The sequence below is a fragment of the Pseudomonas fluorescens group sp. PF-69 genome (genome assembly GCF_054481235.1).
Map to the genome: position 1 here is coordinate 2880751 of NZ_JBTMNC010000001.1, position 19796 is coordinate 2900546.

Genomic DNA, 19796 nt, shown 5'->3' on the forward strand with positions numbered 1-19796 from the left:
CCCTCATCAGTCACCGTCGTTGGCGTTGAAGCCCAGTTGGATGCCCAGCGCCTTGGCCAGCTCGCCTTCGTGCAGGCGGTGGACGGTGTTGAGGCTGTCGTAGAGATCGTTGAGTTGCTGGCGGCCGGCATCGTCAGCGAGCATTTCGGTCAGCGAACGCTGGGTGCTGGCGAACAGTTTCAGCGACGCGGCGTAGGCAGCGTCGATCTTGTCGGCCAACGGCTTTTGCTCGCTCGGCAGCAGGCTGCGCAGACCTTTGTTATCGACACCTTCCCAAACGGTCTTGGCGGCGGCAAGGCTGGCTTCAATGCCGGTCAGGGAAGAGTGGCTACGCCATGCATCCGCCTGGAAGGGTTGCGGAACCCCTTTGCTCTGGCGGCCCATCGGCGTGCCGAGCTTTTTCTTCAAGGTGTCGATGGCGGTGACTTGCACACGCAGCAGATCGGCGATGGCTTCGTGGGCGTCGGCATAGCGCTGGTTCGGGAATTTGCTCATCTGCGCGAGCATGCCGTCGGTGTTGTTCCAGCTCTTGAGAATTTCTTCGGCCAGTTGTTTCTGACGCTCGCCAATCGCGATCAGCAGCGGGCAGTACTTGGCTTTCTGTGCCGGGTCGGCCACGTCCGGTTTGCTGTCGAACAGAATGTATTCGTAGGCCGACAAACCTTGCACCACGACGCTGGACTTGGCCAGGTCGGCGGCGTTGATCTGTGGCTGTGCAGTGACCAGTTGCTCAACCTGACGGCCGACCAGGTTTTTCTTGTCCGGCCAGAATTGCACTTGCCACGAACGGTTGCCCTCGGCCAAAGGGCCGATCAACAGCGGTTGCAGTTCGGCCCAGGCTTTTTGTGCGTGCAGGAAGTCGGCGCGGGCAGTGTCCAGGGACTCCTTGCCTTCGCAGTAGGCGAGGGCGCGGACGGCCAGTTGGCGGTCCGCTTCGACCCAGCGGGTATAGGTCGGCAGGATCACCGATTTGGCGATGGCCGCCGAGGTGACGGCTTGCGGGTCTTGTGGCGAACAAGCGCCGAGGGCTAGCGCGGCAAGGCTGGTGAACAACAATTTGGGACGGAACATGTCGGGCTCCCGCTGGAAGAATGCGTATTAAAGAGAATTCAGAAACGCCAGCAACGCAGCGCGCTGCTCGGCATTGAAAGTCAAAACCTGTTGCTGCGCCGCCTTGGCTTCGCCGCCATGCCAGAGCACGGCTTCAAGCAGATTGCGGGCACGGCCGTCGTGCAGGAACTGGGTGTGGCCACTGACCGCTTGCGTCAGGCCGATGCCCCATAACGGCGGCGTGCGCCAGTCGCGGCCACCGGCCTGGAATTCACTGCGGTTGTCGGCCAGACCCTCGCCCATGTCATGCAGCAGCAGGTCGCTGTAAGGGCGAATCACTTGGTTAGCCAACTCAGGTTCTGCGGCATTGGCGGCGGTGGTGTATTTCGGTGTGTGGCACGACTGGCAGCCGGCCTGGAAAAACAGGTTCTTGCCCGCCAGCACTTCTGGCGCGCTGACATCGCGGCGGGCCGGTACGGCAAGGTTGCGGGTGTAGAACAGCACCAGGCGCAGGATGTTGTCGCTGACTTCCGGCTCGCCATCGGGGCCATTGCCACTGGGCGCCTGTTTGCAGGCCGTTTGCGTGTCGGTGCAGTCATCAAAGGGACGCAGGCTGGTCGTGAGACCCATGTCCCCCGAAAACGCGTGAACGTTCTGCTGATTGAGATTCGGTTGCCCGGCCTTCCAGCCGAACCGCCCGAGCACGGTTTTCTGTTGCGCGTCATCCCATACCCGGTTCGGGCGTCCGGCGATGCCGTTGTTGTCCCTGGCCTGAGCGGCGGCGTTGGCCAGGATGGCGTCTTCGGGAATCGCCTCCAGCAAGCCCAGGCCAATCATCGGCGGCGCGACCCGGGCCGAGAATCGGGTGTCAGGGTGCAGCGGGCCGTAACCCAGTTGAGTGATGCTCAGGCTCGGTTTGCGCAACTCGATTTCGGTACCGTCCTTGAAGCGAACCGGCACTGGCGTGTAATCGACACGCACCTTGCCTTCCGGGGTAACGCCGGGTACGGCCATGTCCTGAAACTGCCCGCCATAGACCGGTTCCGGCACGACACCCTGTTGTTCGATGATTTTGGCGTAGGCCGGGGTATCGGGGATCGACAGGCGTACCAGCATCGACACGGCATTCGGCGCATCGGGCCCCGGCGGGTGGCCGCGGCCATCCTTGATATGGCAACCCTGGCAGGCATTGGTGTTGAACAGCGGGCCGAGGCCGTCGCGGGCGGTGGTGGTGGACGGGGCGATCACCCAGGGGCTGCGGAAGAAACTGTTGCCGACACTGAAGTCCACGCGCCGCGAGGGTGGCAGGTTGGCGGAGGGCAGGGAGAAGGCGTTCTGATCGGTCTTGCGTACGGTAGCGCTGCCCCCCGAGCGGGCTTCACCGGGTTCGGCCTTGGTAAAACGCGGGGCGTCATCGCAGGCACTCAGACCCAGGGCCAGAAACAGTGCGAACAAGCGAAGAGGCAGCGGGGGCATCAGACATCCTGCGAGACGAGCAAAACAAGGGCGCAAAGTCTAACAGGGGATGGGAATTTGAATAAGAGGAATTATCGTTTACTTGATGTGGGGCAGGATTCGAGTTGAGACCGCGTCACGGCCATCGCGGGCAAGCCATCAGCATCACTGAAAAATCAGGCAAAAAAAAGGCGACCCGAAGGTCGCCTTCTTATCAGCCAGCGTTGATCAGAACTCGTGATCAGCGTTGTCCGGGTTCAGATCGTTGATACCCAGTTTGCCGGCGGCGGTCTCGATCGAACCGGTCTGTTTGACCAGGGATGCAATGGCGTCACGGACGATCTGGTTGCCGGCGGTGTTGCCGGCAGCGATCAACTGGTCGTAGTGCTCGCCCTTGTTGGCGTGATCAACCATGATCTGGATCTTGGCTTCGGTCGCGGCCAGGTCGGCTTTCAGCGCGGCGTCGGCGGCCGGGTCGGCCTTGGCCACCAGGGACGACAGGCTGGCACCGGTCATTTTGCTGCCGTCGGTGCGGGTGTACTCGCCCAGGTACACGTTACGAATGCCTTTGGCATCGTAGAAGTGCGAGTTGTGGGTGTTGTCGCTGAAGCAGTCCTGCTCGTCTTCAGGGGAGTTGGCTTCCAGGGAAACCTTCATGCGCTCGCCCGCCAGTTCGCCCAGGGACAGGCTGCCCATGCCGAACAGCATTTTGCGCAGGCCGGTTTCAGCCGGTTCCGCTTCCAGGGTGGCGCGGTAGTTGTCGGCCACGTTCGGCTTCCAGTTACCGACCATTTCTTCCAGGTCGCTGACCAGCAGTTGGGTCACGGCTTTCAGGTAAGCGCGACGACGATCGTTGTGGCCGCCGGTGGCGCCGGCACCTTCCAGGTAGTCCGAGGCAGGACGGTTGCCGGCGCCAGGGCCGGTGCCGTTCAGATCCTGGCCCCAGAGCAGGAATTCGATCGCGTGGTAGCCAGTGGCGACGTTCGCCTCGGAACCGCCCAGCTCGTTCAGGCTGGCGAGTTTTTCCGGGGTGATGTCTTTCACGTCGACCTTGTCTTCACCGATCTGAACTTCAGCGTTGGCGATGATGTTGGCGGTGGCGCCCGGGTTACCCAGTGCGTGCTCGTAGGATTTGTCGACGTAGTCGATCAGGCCTTCGTCCAGTGGCCAGGCGTTCACCTGACCTTCCCAGTCGTCGATGATGGTATTGCCGAAGCGGAACACTTCGCTTTGCAGGTAAGGAACGCGGGCTGCAACCCAGGCGGCCTTGGCTGCTTTCAGGGTGTCGGCGTTCGGCTTGGCGAGGAAGGCGTCGATGGCGGTTTGCAGGGTTTTCGCGGTGGATTCGGCATCGCTGTAAACAGCGAAAACCATGTCGGCGTAGTGCGCGACAACGGCTTTGGCGGCGGCTTCATCGACTTTACCGGCAGCGGCTGGAGCAGTCGGGGCAGCGGCAGTGCTGGCGACCGGCGCAGGGGCGGCTGTCTTTTCCTTGTCTTTGCCCTCACCGCAACCGGCGAGGGAAATTGCGATGGCCAACAGACTGGCGGTAGCCAGAGGCATACGAATCATGGCGAACATCCTGCTTCGAAAGGGGGGTGGTATGGCGCGGCGGGCGCGCAAAACTGCGACATAATGCAAATCTTTCGCATTATGTGTAAAGGCTGTTCTTGAAAATATTTCTTATTCGCACAAGGGCGCAATCCACCCTGCATGAGCAAGGCGCGACGGATACCCGATCACAAAATAGCGGCGTTGCTGCGCTGGGCTTGCTTCAAGTAAGCGCCCAACTCCCGCGCCGGCAGTGGCTTGCTGTAGAAGTAGCCCTGACCTTCGTGGCAGCCTTCGGAGATGATGTACGTTTCCTGTTCGGCAGTTTCCACACCTTCGGCGATCACCTGCATGCCCAGGCTCTTGCCCAATTGGATGATGGCGCGAACGATGGTTGCATCGTCGTCGTCATCGAGCAGGTCCTGAACGAAGCTCTTGTCGATCTTGATCTTGTCCAGAGGCAGGCTTTTCAGGTAGCTCAGCGATGAATAGCCGGTTCCGAAGTCATCGATGGCAATCAGCGCGCCGGAACGACGCAGGCTGAGCAGGTGCTGGGCGGCGGTGCTGATGTCTTCCATCAGGCCGGTTTCGGTGACTTCCAGTTCCAGGCTGCGCGGTGGCAGGCGGTACATCTGCAGCAGGTTGTTGACCACCCGCGGCAGCTCGGCGTGGTGCAATTGCACCGTGGACAGGTTCACCGCCATGCGCAAGTCGCTGAAGCCCTGGTCATGCCAGTCGCGCAGTTGCTTGCAGGCCTGATCCAGCACCCACTCCCCGATGGCGATGATGGTACCGTTCTGCTCGGCCAGTGGAATGAACAAGTCTGGCGGTACCAGTCCGTGCTCCGGATGTTGCCAGCGGATCAACGCCTCGACGCCCACCACGCGATGATCGCGGTAGCTGATTTGCGGTTGATAGACGAGGTAGAACTGGTCGCGGACCAAGGCGTCGCGCAAGTCTTTCTCCAGTTCGCGACGGCGACGCATTTCAGTGTCGACGCTGGCGATATAGAACTGATAGCGGTTACGCGATCGAGTCTTGGCCAGGGTCATGGTCTGCTCGGCTTTTTGCAGCAGCTTCTCGGTACTGTCTCCGTCCTCCGGGAACAGGGTGATGCCGATAGTGGCCCGCAGGCGAATTTCCTGATGATCGAGGGCAAACGTCGCTTCCAGGTCATCGAGAATGCTTTGCGCCAGTTCAGCGGCTTCGTAGGGTTGTTCGATATCGGCCTGAACCAGGGCGAACTGGTCACCACCCAGACGAGCCAGGGCGCCGAGGCGACCGCTGTGCCCACGCAGTCGATCGGCCAGGGCCAGCAGCAACTGGTCGCCGGTCTGGTAGCTGAACTGTTCGTTGATACCCTTGAAGTCATCGAGACCGACGCAAAGCACGGCGACCCGGCGCTGCAATTTGCCGGCGTCGACGAGGATCTTGTCCAGCTGCGTTTGCAATTGCTGGCGATTCGGCAGGCCAGTGAGGAAATCATATTGAGCCATGCGCAGCAGGCTGTTTTCCGCTTCGTGGCGCAGATGGGTGTTGCGCTCGATGGACTCCAGCAACTGGTTGGCGGTATTGATCCAGATGCCCAGCTCGTTTTTCTCGTGGCCTTTGAGTTGCGGAATCTTGTGTTCGCTGGGACGGTCGGGATTGATTTCGGTCAGGTGCTCGATAATCCGCGACAGGGGTTTGGTCAGCAGCCAGTGATAAACCAGATACAGCACCAATCCCATCGCCAGGGCCCGCAACACACCCGAAATGAAAATGATCACCGAACTGACGATAAAGCCTTGCCCGTAGGTGGCGGTGTCGAGGGTGATGCTCAGGTCGCCGTAGTACTCGCTGTAAGGGCCGCGACCCACCAGTTGGGTGGTGAAGGTGCGCTCCTTGCCCAGGATCAGATCAGTCAGCCAACGACTTTTGGAATGCTGCAACTCACGGGATTTTTGCGCGAGCATGGCTTCATTGGGATGACCAATGGAGGCTTGGCGCACAGCGTCGTCCTGAAACAGGCCTTCGATGACCTGCATGCCCATTTCCCGGTCCAGGCTGTAGACGGCCTGGGTCGAAGGGTCACGGAACATATCGAGGATGCGTTCGGCATCATTGGCGACGGCCTGGCGTGTTTTATAGGCATCGAAAACGATCTGTGCGCAGCTCAAGACTACGCCGACGACCAATGCCGACAGGAGCACGACCCGGAGCAACTTCACCGACAAGCTGTTCTTGAGTTCCAGCTTCAAAGGGCTATTCCTTGTTCCGTGCGGGTAGCATCAAGTTGCCATGAGTATTGGCAATCCCGTGATCGCAGTCAAAGGGACAATCATCTGTACGGGCTTTTTCCTGCAGTTTGGCCAACAGGTTGTTGACTGGATTAATTGTCCGATTAGTACTGTGTCGGTTGTCGAGTCCTTCAACTTGAGGGGATGTGGAGATATTTTCCTTCTTGTTGATGTTAGACGGCTGTAGCGTGGGGGCAAGGGGTCGAAGGATGGTTTCGTCGTGGGAACAGGGTCTGGTTTTATTGGATTGCGCGATTCGTCTGCAGGCCTCAGGTTCGCCCGCGAAGGCGGCCTGCCAGCTGACGATTACTGACCGACGCAACCACTCACGCAAAAAAAACCCGGCTGGAAAGCCGGGTTTTTTTGATGGGTATCGAGCTTAGGCGGTGAAGGTTTTGCCTTCGAACTGCTCAGCTACGAATTTCCAGTTGACCAGGTTCCAGAACGCCTCGACGTACTTCGGACGCAGGTTACGGTAGTCGATGTAGTAAGCGTGCTCCCAGACGTCGCAGGTCAGCAGCGGGGTGTCGCCGTTGGTCAGTGGGTTGCCGGCGCCGATGGTGCTGGCCAGGGCCAGGGAACCGTCAGCCTTTTTCACCAGCCAGCCCCAACCGGAACCGAAGGTGCCGATGGACGTCTTGCTGAATTCTTCCTTGAACTTGTCGAACGAACCGAAAGCAGCGTTGATGGCTTCAGCCAGCGCGCCGGTAGGTTGACCGCCAGCGTTTGGCGCCAGGCAGTTCCAGTAGAAAGTGTGGTTCCAGACCTGAGCGGCGTTGTTGAAGATACCGCCCGAGGAAGATTTGACGATTTCTTCCAGGGTTTTGCCTTCGAACTCGGTGCCTGGCACCAGGTTGTTCAGGTTCACGACGTAGGTGTTGTGGTGCTTGTCGTGGTGATATTCCAGAGTTTCCTTGGAAATGTGCGGCTGCAGTGCATCGTGTGCGTAAGGCAGTGGCGGCAATTCGAAAGCCATGGTGGATCTCCTAATCAGGTCAGTTGCGGTGAGCGCAAGGCCGATCACGGGCGGCCAGACTAGCGCCGGGGGAGTTTGTACTCTTTGCGGCGCAGGCGTCGGATCATAGCACCGGGGGGACGGCATAACCACGCAACAACTGTGTGGAATAGAGGTTCCAGAGCCTTTTGGAATAAATCAGCCGGCGGTGATCAATTGCAACGCTACCGCAAACATCATGACGGCCACCAACAGGTCGAGGATGCGCCAGGTACTGGGACGAGCCAGCCAGGGCGCCAGCCATGCCGCGCCGAGCGCCAGGGTGAAAAACCACAGCAACGAAGCACTCGCCGCCCCCACCACATAGGCACCGGGCTCTGTCTGCTGGGCGCCGAGGGAGCCAATCAGCAACACGGTATCCAGGTAGACGTGCGGGTTAAGCAGCGTCACCGCCAGCGCGCTGAGCATCACCGCTCGCAATGAGCGCACGGTCTGGTTTTCGCCCTGTTGCAGGCTTTGTTTGGCGCAGGCCCGGCGCAACGCCTGGGTGCCGTACCACAACAGAAACGCGGCACCACCCCAACGGGCGATGGCCAGCAAGGTCGGGTTTTGCGCCAGGACCGTCGCCAGGCCGAAAACCCCGGCGGCCACCAATAATGCATCGCAGGCCACGCAGAACGCCGCCACCGGGAGGTGGTGTTCACGACGCAGGCTCTGGGCCAGCACAAACGCATTCTGGGTACCGATCGCCATGATCAGACCGAAGGCCACCAGCAGGCCGTTCACATAGCTTTGCCACATAATAATTACTCCGCGTTGGCTGCCAGATCGCGCAGCACTTGCATGGCGCGTTCGGCATCGGCCTGGCCGACAAACAAATGGTCGTGGTAATAGCCGGCGATCACGTTGCAACTGATGCCGGCCTGGCCCAGTGCCGTGGCGAACGCGGCGGTCAGACCAACAGCTTCAAGGGCCGAGTGCACGTTCAGGGTGATCCAGGCCGCGACGTAGTCGAAACTGAAGCCCGCCTGTTCGGCGTGGCGGCGTTCGAGAATCACGGTCAGGCCTTCCTGCTCGCGGAAGCTGCCGATGATCTCCAGGCCCGCCGGCCATTGGCCGTCATGCAAGGTGCAGAACACGTACTCGCCGGCATTGAGTTGCGGGCTCATGCTGCGCAGCAGTGTTGCCAATGAAGTTTCGCCAGCCATGTGGGTGTTCCTTGTTCAAGCGTTCTTGCTGGCCATTCTCCCGTGCCAGGCTGTATAAGAAAAACCAATCTTGCTGATCGCTCATTAGGAAAACTGATGTTCGACTATAAATTGCTTTCTGCCCTCGCCGCTGTGGTCGAGCAAGCCGGGTTCGAGCGTGCCGCCCAGGTCTTGGGTTTGTCGCAGTCGGCGATCTCCCAACGCATCAAATTGCTCGAGGCGCGGGTCGGCCAACCGGTGTTGGTCCGGGGCACACCGCCCACTCCCACGGAAATTGGCCGGCGTTTGCTCAACCATGTGCAGCAGGTGCGTTTGCTTGAGCGTGATTTGCAGACGCTGGTGCCGGCGCTGGACGAAGAAGGCCTGCCGGAGCGCCTGCGTATCGCCTTGAATGCCGACAGCCTGGCCACTTGGTGGGCGCAAGCCGTCGGGGATTTTTGTGCGGAACAACATCTATTGATGGATCTGGTGGTTGAAGACCAGACCGTAGGTCTAAAGCGCATGCGCGCAGGCGAAGTGGCCGCATGCCTCTGTGCCAGCGAGCGGCCGGTGGCGGGCGCCCGCAGCGTGTTGCTGGGGGCGATGCGCTACCGCGCGTTGGCCAGTCCGGCCTTCATTGCCCGGCATTTTCCCCAGGGTGTGCGCGCCGATCAGTTGGCCCGGACGCCGGCGCTGGTGTTTGGCCCGGATGATTTCCTGCAGCATCGATACCTGGCGTCTCTCGGCGTCGATGGTGGATTCGAACACCATTTATGCCCGTCCTCTGAAGGGTTTATCCGCCTCACCGAAGCAGGCCTCGGCTGGGGACTGGTGCCCGAATTGCAGGTTCGCGAACAGCTGGAGCGCGGTGCGTTGCTGGAGCTTTTGCCAGATAAACCGATCGACGTGCCGCTGTACTGGCATCATTGGCGCAATGGCGGTCAATTGCTGGGGCTTCTTACCGATCAATTGGTGCGCGCGTCGAAACAATGGCTGGTGCCGTTGGACTGACGGGCAGCGTCAAGACCTCTCGCAATACGCAAAACGAAATATTCGGAGCAATACATGAAGATTCTGGTCACCGGCGCAAGCGGTTTCATCGGCGGACGCTTTGCGCGTTTTGCCCTGGAGCAGGGCCTGGATGTGCGGGTCAACGGTCGCCGGGCCGAAGGTGTGGAGCATCTGGTGCGGCGCGGCGCCGAGTTCATCCAGGGCGATTTGAGTGATCCTGAACTGACGCGCGACCTGTGTTCCGACGTCGAGGCCGTGGTGCATTGCGCCGGCGCCGTCGGCTTATGGGGACGTTATCAGGACTTTCACCAAGGTAACGTCCAGGTCACCGAAAACGTCGTCGAAGCCTGCCTGAAGCAGCGGGTCCGGCGGCTGGTGCATTTGTCGTCGCCGTCGATTTATTTCGATGGCCGCGATCACCTGGGGTTGACCGAAGAACAGGTGCCCAAACGCTTCAAGCATCCATACGCCGCGACTAAATACCTGGCCGAGCAAAAAGTCTTCGGTGCCCAGGAATTCGGTCTCGAGACCCTGGCCCTGCGTCCGCGTTTCGTCACCGGTGCCGGTGACATGAGCATTTTCCCGCGCCTGCTGAACATGCAGCGCAAGGGGCGCCTGGCAATTGTCGGCAACGGCCTGAACAAGGTCGATTTCACCAGCATGCAGAACCTCAACGAAGCCTTGCTCAGCAGTTTGATGGCCAGCGGGTCCGCCCTGGGCAAGGCCTACAACATCAGCAACGGGACGCCGATTCCATTGTGGGACGTGGTTAATTACGTCATGCGTAAAATGGAAGTCCCACAAGTAACGCGCTACCGTTCCTACGGCCTGGCCTACACCGTCGCCGCGCTCAATGAGGCTGTGTGCAAGTTGTGGCCGGGGCGTCCAGAACCGACCCTGTCGCGGTTGGGCATGCAGGTCATGAACAAAAATTTCACCCTGGACATCAGCCGCGCCCGGCATTATCTGGACTACGACCCCAAGGTCAGTCTGTGGGCCGCGCTGGATGAGTTCTGCGGCTGGTGGAAGGCCCAGGATATTCGCTGAGCAGCGCGGCACTGAACCGAGCCGAGGGGTGAAGGTCAATCGGTGCGGCAGTGAAGGTTATACTCGCCGCATCCAGCTATCACCGCGTTTCACAAAGGTTGACTCAATGTCCATGCGTAACGATGCCAACGATGACTTCGACGATGTACCGAGCCTGCGCGCCGACAGCCTCGACGACGATGATTTTCCGGTCACCACGCGCACTTCCGTGCACTCACGGCCCGTGCCGGTAGTGCAGGCCAAAGGCCCGAGCACCGGGCCGTTGTGGGCATTGGTTGGGGCTTTGTTCTTTGCGTTCGCGGGCTTGGCCTGGTGGAGCTTTCAGCAGATTTCGCTGATGGAGCAGCAATTGGTGGCCACCCAGGAAAGCTTCGCCCGCATCAGTGAGGAAGCGGCGGGGCGCCTGCAGGATATTTCCGGCAAGGTGGTGGCCAGTCAGACCAACGTCACCAGCGACAGCGAAGCCCTGAAGCTGCAAATCAAACAGCTGGAAAGCAAGCTGCAGGATCAGAGTCAGCAACAACAAGGCGTCGCGGGCCAGACCTCGGATCTGGACAAGCGCCTGGCGCAGATGACGGCACAAACCACCGATCTGGATAAGCGCCTGGCGCAAATCAGCGCGCAGAGCACTGAGCACCAAACCGCCAATACGCAATTGCAGGCTCAGGTCAAAGTCTTGATCAGCGACGTGGCCGCGTTGAAGAGTGCTCCGGCAGACACGGAAAAATTCGATGCACAGCTGAAAAGCCTCGGCGCCGACATCACCGCACTGAAGAAACAAGGCAATCCGAGCGCCGCCATCGAGCGATTGGAGCAGGAGATCGTGGTGCTCAAAAGCGAACAGGACAATCGCCCGACGCCTGTCCAAGGCTCGACCAACACTGCCGAATTCGATGCTTTCCGCAGCCAGGTCACTCGCAATATCAATACCCTTCAGGCGCAGATCCAGAACTTGCAGCAGCAACTGCGCGCCCGCCAGTAATAGACCTGCACATGAACACTTGTGGCGAGGGAGCTTGCTCCCGCCCCAATCCGTTCACTGCGGATCCTGAATATTCGTGCATGGCCCCAACCCGTCTACGCTCTTGAAACACGATCAAGAACGAGGGATGCGCAATGGGGTTTCTGCACAAATTGGCCTTGCTGGGCAGCATGCTTTTGCTGTGCCTGGGCCAGGTTCAAGCCGCCAACACCGAAAAATCTGACAGTCAGGCCGCCATCGCCTTACTGGAAAAAGCCCTGGCCTATTACCACGAGAATGGCGACAAGGCCTTCGCGGCGTTCAGCCGTCAGGGCGAGTTTGTCGATAAGGACCGATATGTCTTTGTACTGGATACCAAGGGCGTGATGCTCGCCAGCGGCGGGCCATCTTCGGCGCTGATCGGCCGGGACGTATCGGAAAGCCTCGGACCGGATTTGCAGAAAACCTTCAAGGACGCCCTGAAAGTGCCTGAGGGCAATGGCATCCAGCAGGCGGAATACCGCTGGCAGAACTGGGCCGACGGCAAGATCGAGCGCAAGCACGTCTACTACCAGCGTGTCGGCCAGCGGATTCTGGCGGTCGGGTATTACCTGCCACGGGCGTCAGCGGAACAGGCCATGGCACTGCTGAACAAAGCCGCGGCCGATCTGGCCAAGGACGAGAAGGGCACCCTGAGCGCCATCAACTCCCTCAAGGGCGGTTATTTGCAGGATGACCTGTATGTGTTTGTCGTCGACCTGAATACCCGGCGTTACATCGCCCACGGCACCAACCTGCGCTTGATCAACACCGATTTCAGCAAGATCAGCGACCCTGAAGGCAAGCCGGTGGGCGAGCCAATGCTGGCGCTCATGGCCGGGCAGGATTACGGCGAATACGACTATCGTTGGAAAAACCCGGTCACCGGCAAGGTCGAGGACAAGCATGCCTACCTGAAGAAGGTCGGGCATTTTCTGGTGGCTGTGGGGTATTACAGCCCTTGAGATATGTTGTGTCTGTCATGACGCCATCGCCGGAACGCCGCCCGGAGCAAGCTCGCTCCCACACTGAATCCCGGTGAACACACATTTGTGTACACCAGAAAGCATTGTGAGAGCGAGCTTGCTCGCGATAACAGGCGACTCGGTCCATCTACCGAACCTTGTCTTCCCGCCCGCGCAACAACATGTTCGGCATGACAATCGCCGCCGCCAGCCCCAGCAACGACACTGCAGCGCTGACCATCAATAAATGCCGAAACGTCAGCAGCAGTTCGGCACGCAGAGCGTTTTGTGTATCCCCCGCTGCAGCGTTCAAACCGTCCAGCAGCACATTCCCCGAATGCCCTTCGGCAATCAGCGATGAGCCGGCCAGGTGCGCGAAACTCGAATCCTGCAGCAACGCCAGCAGCAGCGCCGACATCACAGAAACGCCCACCGCGCCGCCCAGCGACCGGAACAGGTTGGTGGTGCTGGTGGCGACGCCTATGTCGCGTTGTTCCACTGAGTTCTGTGTGCCCACCAGTGACGTCGGGAACTGCATCCCCCCGGCGATGCCACTGAGTAACATGAACAGGCTGCTGAGCAAAAACGCCTGGGGCGGGCTGAATGCCATGCCGAGAATCGAGATCGGCATCAGCACGGCGCCAGTCAGGATCATCGGTTTGTAGCGTCCGGTCACAGACGTACGGCGCCCGGCGAAATAGGCACCGATCGGCATACCCATGGCCAGCGGCAGCAGGTGCAGGGCCGCGCTGTCGGCCCCGGCCCCGGTCACGCTCTGAAAGCGCAGCGGCATCAGCACGATCAACGAGATCGCCTGGAAACTGGTGAAGAAAATCGTGCACCAGCACAGAACCGCATTGCGATTGGCGAACAGATGCATGGGCAGCAACGGTTCCTGTGCCCGTCGTTCACAGGCCACGAACAAGCCCAGCACGAACACCGCGCAACCGAGCAGGGCCAGCACTTCGACGCTGCGCCATGAATGACCCTGGCCAACCAGGGTAATGCCCAGCAGCAACGCCGTCAGCCCGATGATCATCAGCAGGGTGCCGAGGTAATCGATGACCGGTTTGCGTTGCGGTATCGGCAAGCCCACCAGGGTGCGATTGGCCACCAGCCAGGCACCCAGGCCCAGCGGCAAGTTGATCAGGAACACCCAGCGCCAGGACAGGTATTCAGTCATGTAGCCGCCCAGCACCGGACCGGCCACGCTGGCCACGGCGTACATGCTGCTGAAATAACCCTGATAACGACCGCGTTCCCGTGGCGGCACGATGTCGCCGATGATCGCCTGGCTGACCGAGATCATGCCGCCGGCGCCGACGCCTTGAAAAATCCGCGCCAGCACCAGTTGTTCCATGCTCTGGGCGATGCCGCAGAACAACGACGCCAGGGTGAACAGGCCCATGCCGAAGAGCATCAACTTGCGACGCCCGTACAAGTCGCCGAGTTTGCCGTAGATCGGCACCGCAACCGTCATCGCCACCATGTACCCGGAAATCACCCAGGCCAGCAGACTGACGTCCTTGAATTGCGCGGAAATGGCCGGCATCGACACGGCGACGATGGTTTGGTCCAGGGCGCCGAGGAAAATCGCCAGCATCAGGGCGATCAATACGCTGCGGATAGCCGGCTTGGGCGTTTCAGGCTGTTTGAGATTGGTCACGAAGAAAACCTGCGGGCAGTGATAACCCGCCAGTGGCAAGGCGAGCGGGGGTGCTCGCCAGTTTAAATCGATAGCAGGCTATTCGATAGCCCTCGACTGCCGCGCCACGTCACGGAAGCCATCGCACCCGGCGACCTGACGAGCGGCCATCAGGTCGCGGATGACCTCGGTCTGGCCTTGGATCATCAGTTTTTCCGCCAGTCAGGGCGTGCAGATCGATATGCACCTGGCGTCCGTCGAGGGCCTGTTCGAAGCCACCGTGGATCAATTCCTCAGTGCCCATGCGCGGACTCCGCCGTCCTGGCGCAACAGCTCTAAGCTGCCTTGTTCAAGGACCCGGCGCGGATTCGCCCGAGCATATAGTCCGGGCTCTGACGTTCGAGAACGAGGGTGTCGATGCCGGCGTTGTGCAGCAATTGACCGAGCAGCAGACCGGAAGGACCGGCGCCAATGATGGCAACTTGGGTTTCAGGGTTTTCATTGTTTTCATGACTCCCAAGCAACACACGGCCAACGTCACTGAGCGAGTTTTATGGATCGAGTGCTTGCATTTTTCACTTGCGGGTCTGTCAATTGAGGGTGAAAACTGAGCCGATACCTGTGCATTCTGCCAATCGGTGCGATTATCGTCCGTCATCTATTTCGAGGCCTGGATTGAAGTGATGAACAAGCCTGACCTGCCTTCGATTCCGGTGTTCAAGCTCTACGGTGAAAGCCTGAATTGGCCGACCCCGGACTTGCTGCACTGTGAAACCATTTCCAAACGCAGTCGCGAACATCAATGGGAAATCAAACCCCATCGCCACCCGGATCTATGCCAGTTGCTCTTCGTGTTCAAAGGTCAGGCAGAGCTTGAAATCGAAGGCAAACGTACGCAACTGAGCGAGCCGGCGATCCTGGTCCTGCCACCGTTATCCGTGCATGGCTATCGTTTTTCCGAAGATATCGAAGGGTTCGTCGTGACCCTGGCCGCGCCGTTGATCGCCCACCTGCAGGCGCAACTGGGGCATTCGGGGAATGCGCTGGCCCAGGCCGAGAGCTACCCGGCGGGTGAAAACAGCGAGTACCTCAACAGCTTGTTTTCGGCCTTGCAAGCCGAATACACAGGGCACCAACCGGCGCGGGAAATGCTGATGCATTCGCTGGTCAGCGTGATCATGGTATGGGTCAGCCGTCAGGTGATTCAGCGTCGTTCAGCCTCGCAGCGGCCGCAACGTGCGCGGGAGTACCTCAACGGGTTCATCCAACTGGTGGAAGAGACTTATCGCCAGCATGTCAAAGTCGAGGATCTGGCCCATCGGCTGGGGATTTCCGTGTCCCACCTCAATGGCACCTGTCGGGAGCTGGCCGGTCAGCCGGCGTTGCAGATCATGCACGAACGCCAATTGCTGGAGGCCAAGCGCTTGCTGACCTACACCAGCATGACCATTTACGAAATGTCCGACGTGTTGGGGTTCTCGGATCCGACCAACTTCACACGCCTGTTCCGACGCAGGGTGGGGATCTCGCCCAAGGCCTTCCGCGACCGCTTGAAGGCCGATCAGGGCAACGAGGCCTGATCCCCTTTGTCAGCGGAGGGCATTGAGGGTCGCGTTGTGTGGAATGCACCGCTCGAAGTTGCAACTGGCGTATTCACGGGGCAGGTTGCGTAACTGCTCGACCCGCCAGGCCGCAGCGCCATAGAGCCCGAGCGTGACCGCGCAGGTGATGAAAATGGCGAGGTATCTTCTTGTTTTGATGTTCATGGCGTTGACCTCTGAACGAATACCTTCCGGTATTACTTTGAGCATAGGTCAGTGCCACTGAGTTGCCAGTGATGCCATGTTCGCTTGTAACCCGATATTCAGAGCGCTGATTTGCCCTGGTGGGAGCGAGCTTGCTCGCGATGGCGGCTGAACGTTCAACGATGATGTCGATTGATCCACCGCTATCGCAAGCAAGCTCGCTCCCACAGGGTTGCAGTTACAGGCCGATATCCCACACCGGTTCTTCAGGGAACCTCACCACCAGAAAATCCAGCAGGCTGCGCAATGCCGCCGGCATGTGCTTGCGCGAGGCGTACACCGCGTACACGTTCATCTGTCGCGGTTCGGCCCTTGGCAACAGGCGGACCAGCTCGCCGCTGTGAATGTGCACGCCAGCCTGATAAGTCGGCAGCATCGCCACTCCGGCACCGGCCATCGCCGCGCGCATGAGTGTGCTGGCTTCGTTGGCGCTGATGTTGCCCTGCACGGGTACCGAGACCTCTTCGCCGTCCTGCTCGAAATGCCACAGGCTTTTGCCGAAGTAGGAATGGGTCAGGCAATTGTGCTGGCTCAAGTCCTCGACCCATTGCGGCGCCGGGTGCTCGCGCAGGTAAGCAGGAGAGGCGCAGATCACCGAGCGGCAGACGGTCAGTCGGCGGGCGATCAAATTGGGGTCCAGATCATTGCTGGTGCGAATCGCCAGATCGATGCGCTCATCGACCAGGTTCACGGTGCGATCAAGCATCTGCATGTCGATGCTCACGCCGGGGTAGCGCTTGACGTACGCCGCCATGGCATCGGCCAGTTGCGCCTGACCGAATGAAGTACTGACGCTGACCCGCAGCAGGCCGCGCGGTGCTTCGTCCGGTTCGCTGACGGCGGCTTGCATGTCGCTGGACAAGTCGAGCATTTGCCGGCAGCGGGGCAGGATTTCGCTACCGGCCGCCGTCAGGCTCAACTTGCGTGTGGTGCGGTGCATCAAGCGCGCGCCGACCCAGTCTTCCAGCTCGGCCAGATACCGGGACACCACCGGCCGGGATAGCTCCAGATGATCGGCGGCGGCCGACTGGCTACCGAGGTCGACCACCGTAACGAACACCCGCATTGCTTGTAGACGATCCATGATTTGCCCGATTTCAGAAACAAACTATGTTCCAGCATCGCATTTTTTGTACTGAACCAGGCAACTAAGCTCTGTTCCCTGCAGGAGCGAGCTTGCTCGCTCCTGCAGGGGACCACTACAGCCATTGGATACGGAGCAACAGATGATCGGTTTCACCACGCTCAAACGCGTTTTGCTGGCGACCACCGCTCTCGGTTTCGCCGCTCACGCCGCTGCGTCGACATTGACCCTGGATGTCTACAACCCCGGCGAAAAGGCCATTTTTCCGGTGACATCGGTACTGGTCAGCGGTGAGAAAGAGGCCATTCTGGTGGACGCCCAATTCGGCAAGTCCCAGGCCGAACAGGTGGTGGAAAAAATCCGCGCCAGCGGCAAGCAACTGACCACCATCTACATCAGTCACGGCGACCCGGACTATTACTTCGGCCTCGACACCCTGACCGCTGCCTTCCCCAAAGCCAAGGTGCTCGCTTCCCGGCCGACCGTTGATCACATCAAGCACACCGTCGACGGCAAGCTGGCCTTCTGGGGCCCGAAAATGGGTGCCGACGTACCGGCTAAAACCATCGTGCCGGATGTGCTGAAGGGCGACAGCCTGATGCTCGAAGGGCAGAAACTGCAGGTGGTCGGTCTTGAGGGCAAGCAACCGGATCGCAGCTTCGTGTGGATTCCATCGATCAAGGCCGTGGTCGGTGGCGTGGTCGTGGCAGAAAACATTCACCTGTGGATGGCTGACACCCAAACCCCGCAGTCCCATGCCGATTGGTTGACTACGCTGCACTCGATCGAAACCCTGAAACCGAAAACCGTCATCCCGGGTCATTACCTCGGTGACAGCGCCCGCTCCCTGGCGGCGGTGCAATTCACTGCCGATTACATCAAGGCCTTCGACGAAGAAACCGCCAGGGCCAAGGATGCGGCCGCACTGATTGCCGCGATGAAAAAACGCTTCCCGACACTGGGTGACGAAAGCTCCCTGGCGTTGAGCGCCAAGGTCGCCAAGGGCGAGATGAAGTGGGGTGAATGAGATTTTGTGATGACCGCCACATAAACATTTTTGTCGCTACAGATACACCTCAAGCCAACTGGAGAACGTCATGAGCAAAATCGCAATCATCGGTGCCACCGGTCGTGCCGGTAGCCAGCTATTGGAAGAAGCCCTGCGCCGTGGTCACAGTGTCACCGCCATCGCCCGCGATACCTCGAAGATCGGCCAGCGTGCCGGCGTGGTCAGCCAGAATGTCGATGCCCTCGACAGTGCTGCGTTGCAAGCCGCAGTGGCGGGTCATGACCTGGTGATCAGCGCCGCGCATTTCGCCACGCTGCCTGCCAGTGCCGTCATCGGGCCGGTGAAAAAGGCCGGGGTCAATCGCCTGTTGGTGGTGGGCGGTGCCGGGTCTTTGTTGTTGCCGGATGGCACCCGGGTGATCGATAGCCAGGGCTTCCCGGCCGAGTACAAGGCAGAAGCCGGGGCGGGTGCCGAGTTTCTGGAGAGCCTGCGTCAGGAACAGGATCTGGACTGGACCTTTTTGTCGCCGTCGGCAGAGTTTGTCGAAGGTCAGCGCACGGGAAAATTCCGGATCGGCAAGGATGATTTGCTGGTGAGCAGCGAAGGGCGCAGCTGGATCACGTTCGCTGACTTTGCCATCGCAATGCTGGATGAAGTGGACGCGCCGAAACACATTCGCCAGCGGTTTACCGTCGGGTATTGAACTGACTGTCTCTGTGGGAGCGAGCTTGCTCGCTCCCACAGAGGTATCACGCTACGACTCCTGGCTTTCAGCGACTCTGCGCCTGCTCCACCAACCACCCCGTCAGCTCGCGTAATTTCGCCGAAGGTCCGGGTTTTTCGGGGGAGACCAGGTAATACGCCAAGCCTGTCTTTACGATCAGATCGAAAGGCATGACCAGCCGCCCGGCGCTCAGGTCATCGCCAATCAGCGACCAGTCGCCGATCGCCACACCGGTTCCCTGTGACGCCATCGACATCGCCAGGTCCAGCGTTTCGAAATGCTGGCCCTTGCTCACATTGCTCAAGCGAACATCCGCCGAGGCCAGCCAGGCCTTCCAGTCCCGTTCATCCCGGGTCGGGTGCAGCAGCATGTGCTGTTCCAGATCCTTCGGCGTGTGCAACGGCACCGGGCCTTCGAGCAATGGCTTGGAGCACACCGGTGTCAGTCGTTCTTCGAACAGGCGTTGCGACACCAGCGAAGCCTCCGGCGGCGCGCCATACATCACGGCTGCGTCGAATTGCTCGCGATGAAAATCCACGCCGTGCTTGACCGTGGTGGTCAGTTCGACCGGCACGTCCGGGCGTTCTTTCTGCCACTGCAACAGCCGTGGCAACAGCCAGCGCATGACGCACGTCGGGGCCTTGAGTCGCAGGGTTTCGCGCTTCTCGCCGATCTGCTCCACCGCTTCGTCGATCAGGCCGAAAATCTGCCGGACACGTGGCAGCCATTCCCGTCCTTCGGCGGTGAGGTCGAGGCCGCGGGCCTGGCGGATGAACAGTTCATAACCCAGGTGATCCTCCAGCCCGGCAATCTGCCGGCTCACTGCGCCCTGAGTGATGTGCAGTTGCTCGGCGGCCCGGGTGAAGTTGCAGCACTGCGCGGTAATCAAAAATGTGTACAGCGCCGGCAGGGGAGGCAGTCGTTTCATTCGGATCCAAGGTATGACGTGAGGACATGGCTAGTATGATTTTTTATCCATTGTTGCGGCTATGTGTCGCCCGTTCCAATGAGGCCATCCCTGGACCTGCG

General features: G+C 60.0%; 18 protein-coding genes and 1 pseudogene. 7 read left to right on the forward strand and 12 right to left on the reverse strand.

From position 1 onward, the window contains the following. Positions 1 to 6: 6 nt before the first annotated feature. The 7 genes from ACX3YF_RS13345 to ACX3YF_RS13375 form a co-directional block, all read right to left on the reverse strand. Complete coding sequence (locus ACX3YF_RS13345) at positions 7 to 1071, reverse strand: imelysin family protein (RefSeq protein ID WP_458973800.1); 1065 nt, start codon at positions 1069 to 1071, stop codon at positions 7 to 9. Between the two features lie 27 nt (positions 1072 to 1098). Next, positions 1099 to 2526, reverse strand: a complete 1428-nt coding sequence (locus tag ACX3YF_RS13350; protein WP_198132542.1) for a di-heme oxidoreductase family protein — start codon at positions 2524 to 2526, stop codon at positions 1099 to 1101. Positions 2527 to 2733: 207 nt separating this feature from the next. Beyond that, positions 2734 to 4077: an imelysin family protein gene (locus ACX3YF_RS13355; RefSeq protein WP_130204497.1), complete on the reverse strand. Its 1344-nt coding sequence runs from the start codon at positions 4075 to 4077 to the stop codon at positions 2734 to 2736. Positions 4078 to 4244: 167 nt separating this feature from the next. Continuing rightward, positions 4245 to 6296 carry a putative bifunctional diguanylate cyclase/phosphodiesterase gene (locus ACX3YF_RS13360; protein WP_130204499.1) on the reverse strand — a complete coding sequence of 684 codons (2052 nt, stop codon included), beginning with the start codon at positions 6294 to 6296 and terminating at the stop codon, positions 4245 to 4247. Between the two features lie 418 nt (positions 6297 to 6714). Beyond that, complete coding sequence (locus ACX3YF_RS13365) at positions 6715 to 7311, reverse strand: superoxide dismutase (protein WP_008156084.1); 597 nt, start codon at positions 7309 to 7311, stop codon at positions 6715 to 6717. Between the two features lie 177 nt (positions 7312 to 7488). Further along, positions 7489 to 8091 (reverse strand): LysE/ArgO family amino acid transporter, encoded by a 603-nt coding sequence (locus ACX3YF_RS13370; RefSeq protein ID WP_458944354.1) that lies wholly within the window; start codon positions 8089 to 8091, stop codon positions 7489 to 7491. Between the two features lie 5 nt (positions 8092 to 8096). Further along, positions 8097 to 8498 carry an ACT domain-containing protein gene (locus tag ACX3YF_RS13375; protein WP_458973801.1) on the reverse strand — a complete coding sequence of 134 codons (402 nt, stop codon included), beginning with the start codon at positions 8496 to 8498 and terminating at the stop codon, positions 8097 to 8099. A gap of 96 nt (positions 8499 to 8594) precedes the next feature. On the opposite strand from ACX3YF_RS13375, the gene ACX3YF_RS13380 reads away from it, so the two are divergent. The 4 genes from ACX3YF_RS13380 to ACX3YF_RS13395 all read left to right on the forward strand — a co-directional run bounded on the left by ACX3YF_RS13380 (position 8595) and on the right by ACX3YF_RS13395 (position 12500). Next, positions 8595 to 9488, forward strand: a complete 894-nt coding sequence (locus tag ACX3YF_RS13380; protein ID WP_130204505.1) for a LysR family transcriptional regulator ArgP — start codon at positions 8595 to 8597, stop codon at positions 9486 to 9488. 54 nt (positions 9489 to 9542) lie between these two features. Further along, complete coding sequence (locus ACX3YF_RS13385; RefSeq protein WP_458973802.1) at positions 9543 to 10535, forward strand: NAD-dependent epimerase/dehydratase family protein; 993 nt, start codon at positions 9543 to 9545, stop codon at positions 10533 to 10535. 106 nt (positions 10536 to 10641) lie between these two features. Beyond that, positions 10642 to 11517 carry an ATPase gene (locus tag ACX3YF_RS13390; RefSeq protein WP_103403923.1) on the forward strand — a complete coding sequence of 292 codons (876 nt, stop codon included), beginning with the start codon at positions 10642 to 10644 and terminating at the stop codon, positions 11515 to 11517. 134 nt (positions 11518 to 11651) lie between these two features. After that, a complete protein-coding gene (locus ACX3YF_RS13395) occupies positions 11652 to 12500 on the forward strand; it encodes a cache domain-containing protein (RefSeq protein ID WP_458973803.1) in 849 nt (282 codons plus the stop codon). 148 nt (positions 12501 to 12648) lie between these two features. Here ACX3YF_RS13395 and ACX3YF_RS13400 read toward each other — a convergent pair whose 3' ends face one another. Further along, a complete protein-coding gene (locus tag ACX3YF_RS13400; protein ID WP_458973804.1) occupies positions 12649 to 14166 on the reverse strand; it encodes an MDR family MFS transporter in 1518 nt (505 codons plus the stop codon). Between the two features lie 138 nt (positions 14167 to 14304). Then, positions 14305 to 14669: pseudogene (locus tag ACX3YF_RS13405) on the reverse strand (FAD-dependent monooxygenase); the annotation flags it as partial. 159 nt (positions 14670 to 14828) lie between these two features. On the opposite strand from ACX3YF_RS13405, the gene ACX3YF_RS13410 reads away from it, so the two are divergent. Beyond that, entirely contained in the window at positions 14829 to 15725 is an 897-nt protein-coding gene (locus ACX3YF_RS13410; protein WP_130204515.1) for a helix-turn-helix domain-containing protein, read from the forward strand. A gap of 9 nt (positions 15726 to 15734) precedes the next feature. On the opposite strand, the gene ACX3YF_RS13415 is transcribed toward ACX3YF_RS13410, so the two are convergent. Next, on the reverse strand, positions 15735 to 15911 hold the full coding sequence (locus tag ACX3YF_RS13415; RefSeq protein ID WP_162837843.1) for a hypothetical protein: 177 nt from the start codon (positions 15909 to 15911) through the stop codon (positions 15735 to 15737). A 217-nt stretch (positions 15912 to 16128) separates the two neighbouring features. Then, positions 16129 to 17034 carry a LysR family transcriptional regulator gene (locus tag ACX3YF_RS13420; RefSeq protein WP_204149617.1) on the reverse strand — a complete coding sequence of 302 codons (906 nt, stop codon included), beginning with the start codon at positions 17032 to 17034 and terminating at the stop codon, positions 16129 to 16131. A 142-nt stretch (positions 17035 to 17176) separates the two neighbouring features. Here ACX3YF_RS13420 and ACX3YF_RS13425 point away from each other — a divergent pair, with 142 nt between their 5' ends. Together ACX3YF_RS13425 and ACX3YF_RS13430 are read left to right on the forward strand one after the other, a co-directional pair. Then, positions 17177 to 18061 carry an MBL fold metallo-hydrolase gene (locus ACX3YF_RS13425; RefSeq protein WP_458944359.1) on the forward strand — a complete coding sequence of 295 codons (885 nt, stop codon included), beginning with the start codon at positions 17177 to 17179 and terminating at the stop codon, positions 18059 to 18061. Between the two features lie 70 nt (positions 18062 to 18131). After that, positions 18132 to 18746, forward strand: coding sequence for an NAD(P)-dependent oxidoreductase (locus ACX3YF_RS13430; protein WP_458973805.1), 615 nt, complete (start codon positions 18132 to 18134; stop codon positions 18744 to 18746). A 67-nt stretch (positions 18747 to 18813) separates the two neighbouring features. On the opposite strand, the gene ACX3YF_RS13435 is transcribed toward ACX3YF_RS13430, so the two are convergent. Next, positions 18814 to 19695 (reverse strand): LysR substrate-binding domain-containing protein, encoded by an 882-nt coding sequence (locus tag ACX3YF_RS13435; RefSeq protein ID WP_047532602.1) that lies wholly within the window; start codon positions 19693 to 19695, stop codon positions 18814 to 18816. Positions 19696 to 19796 lie beyond the last annotated feature (101 nt).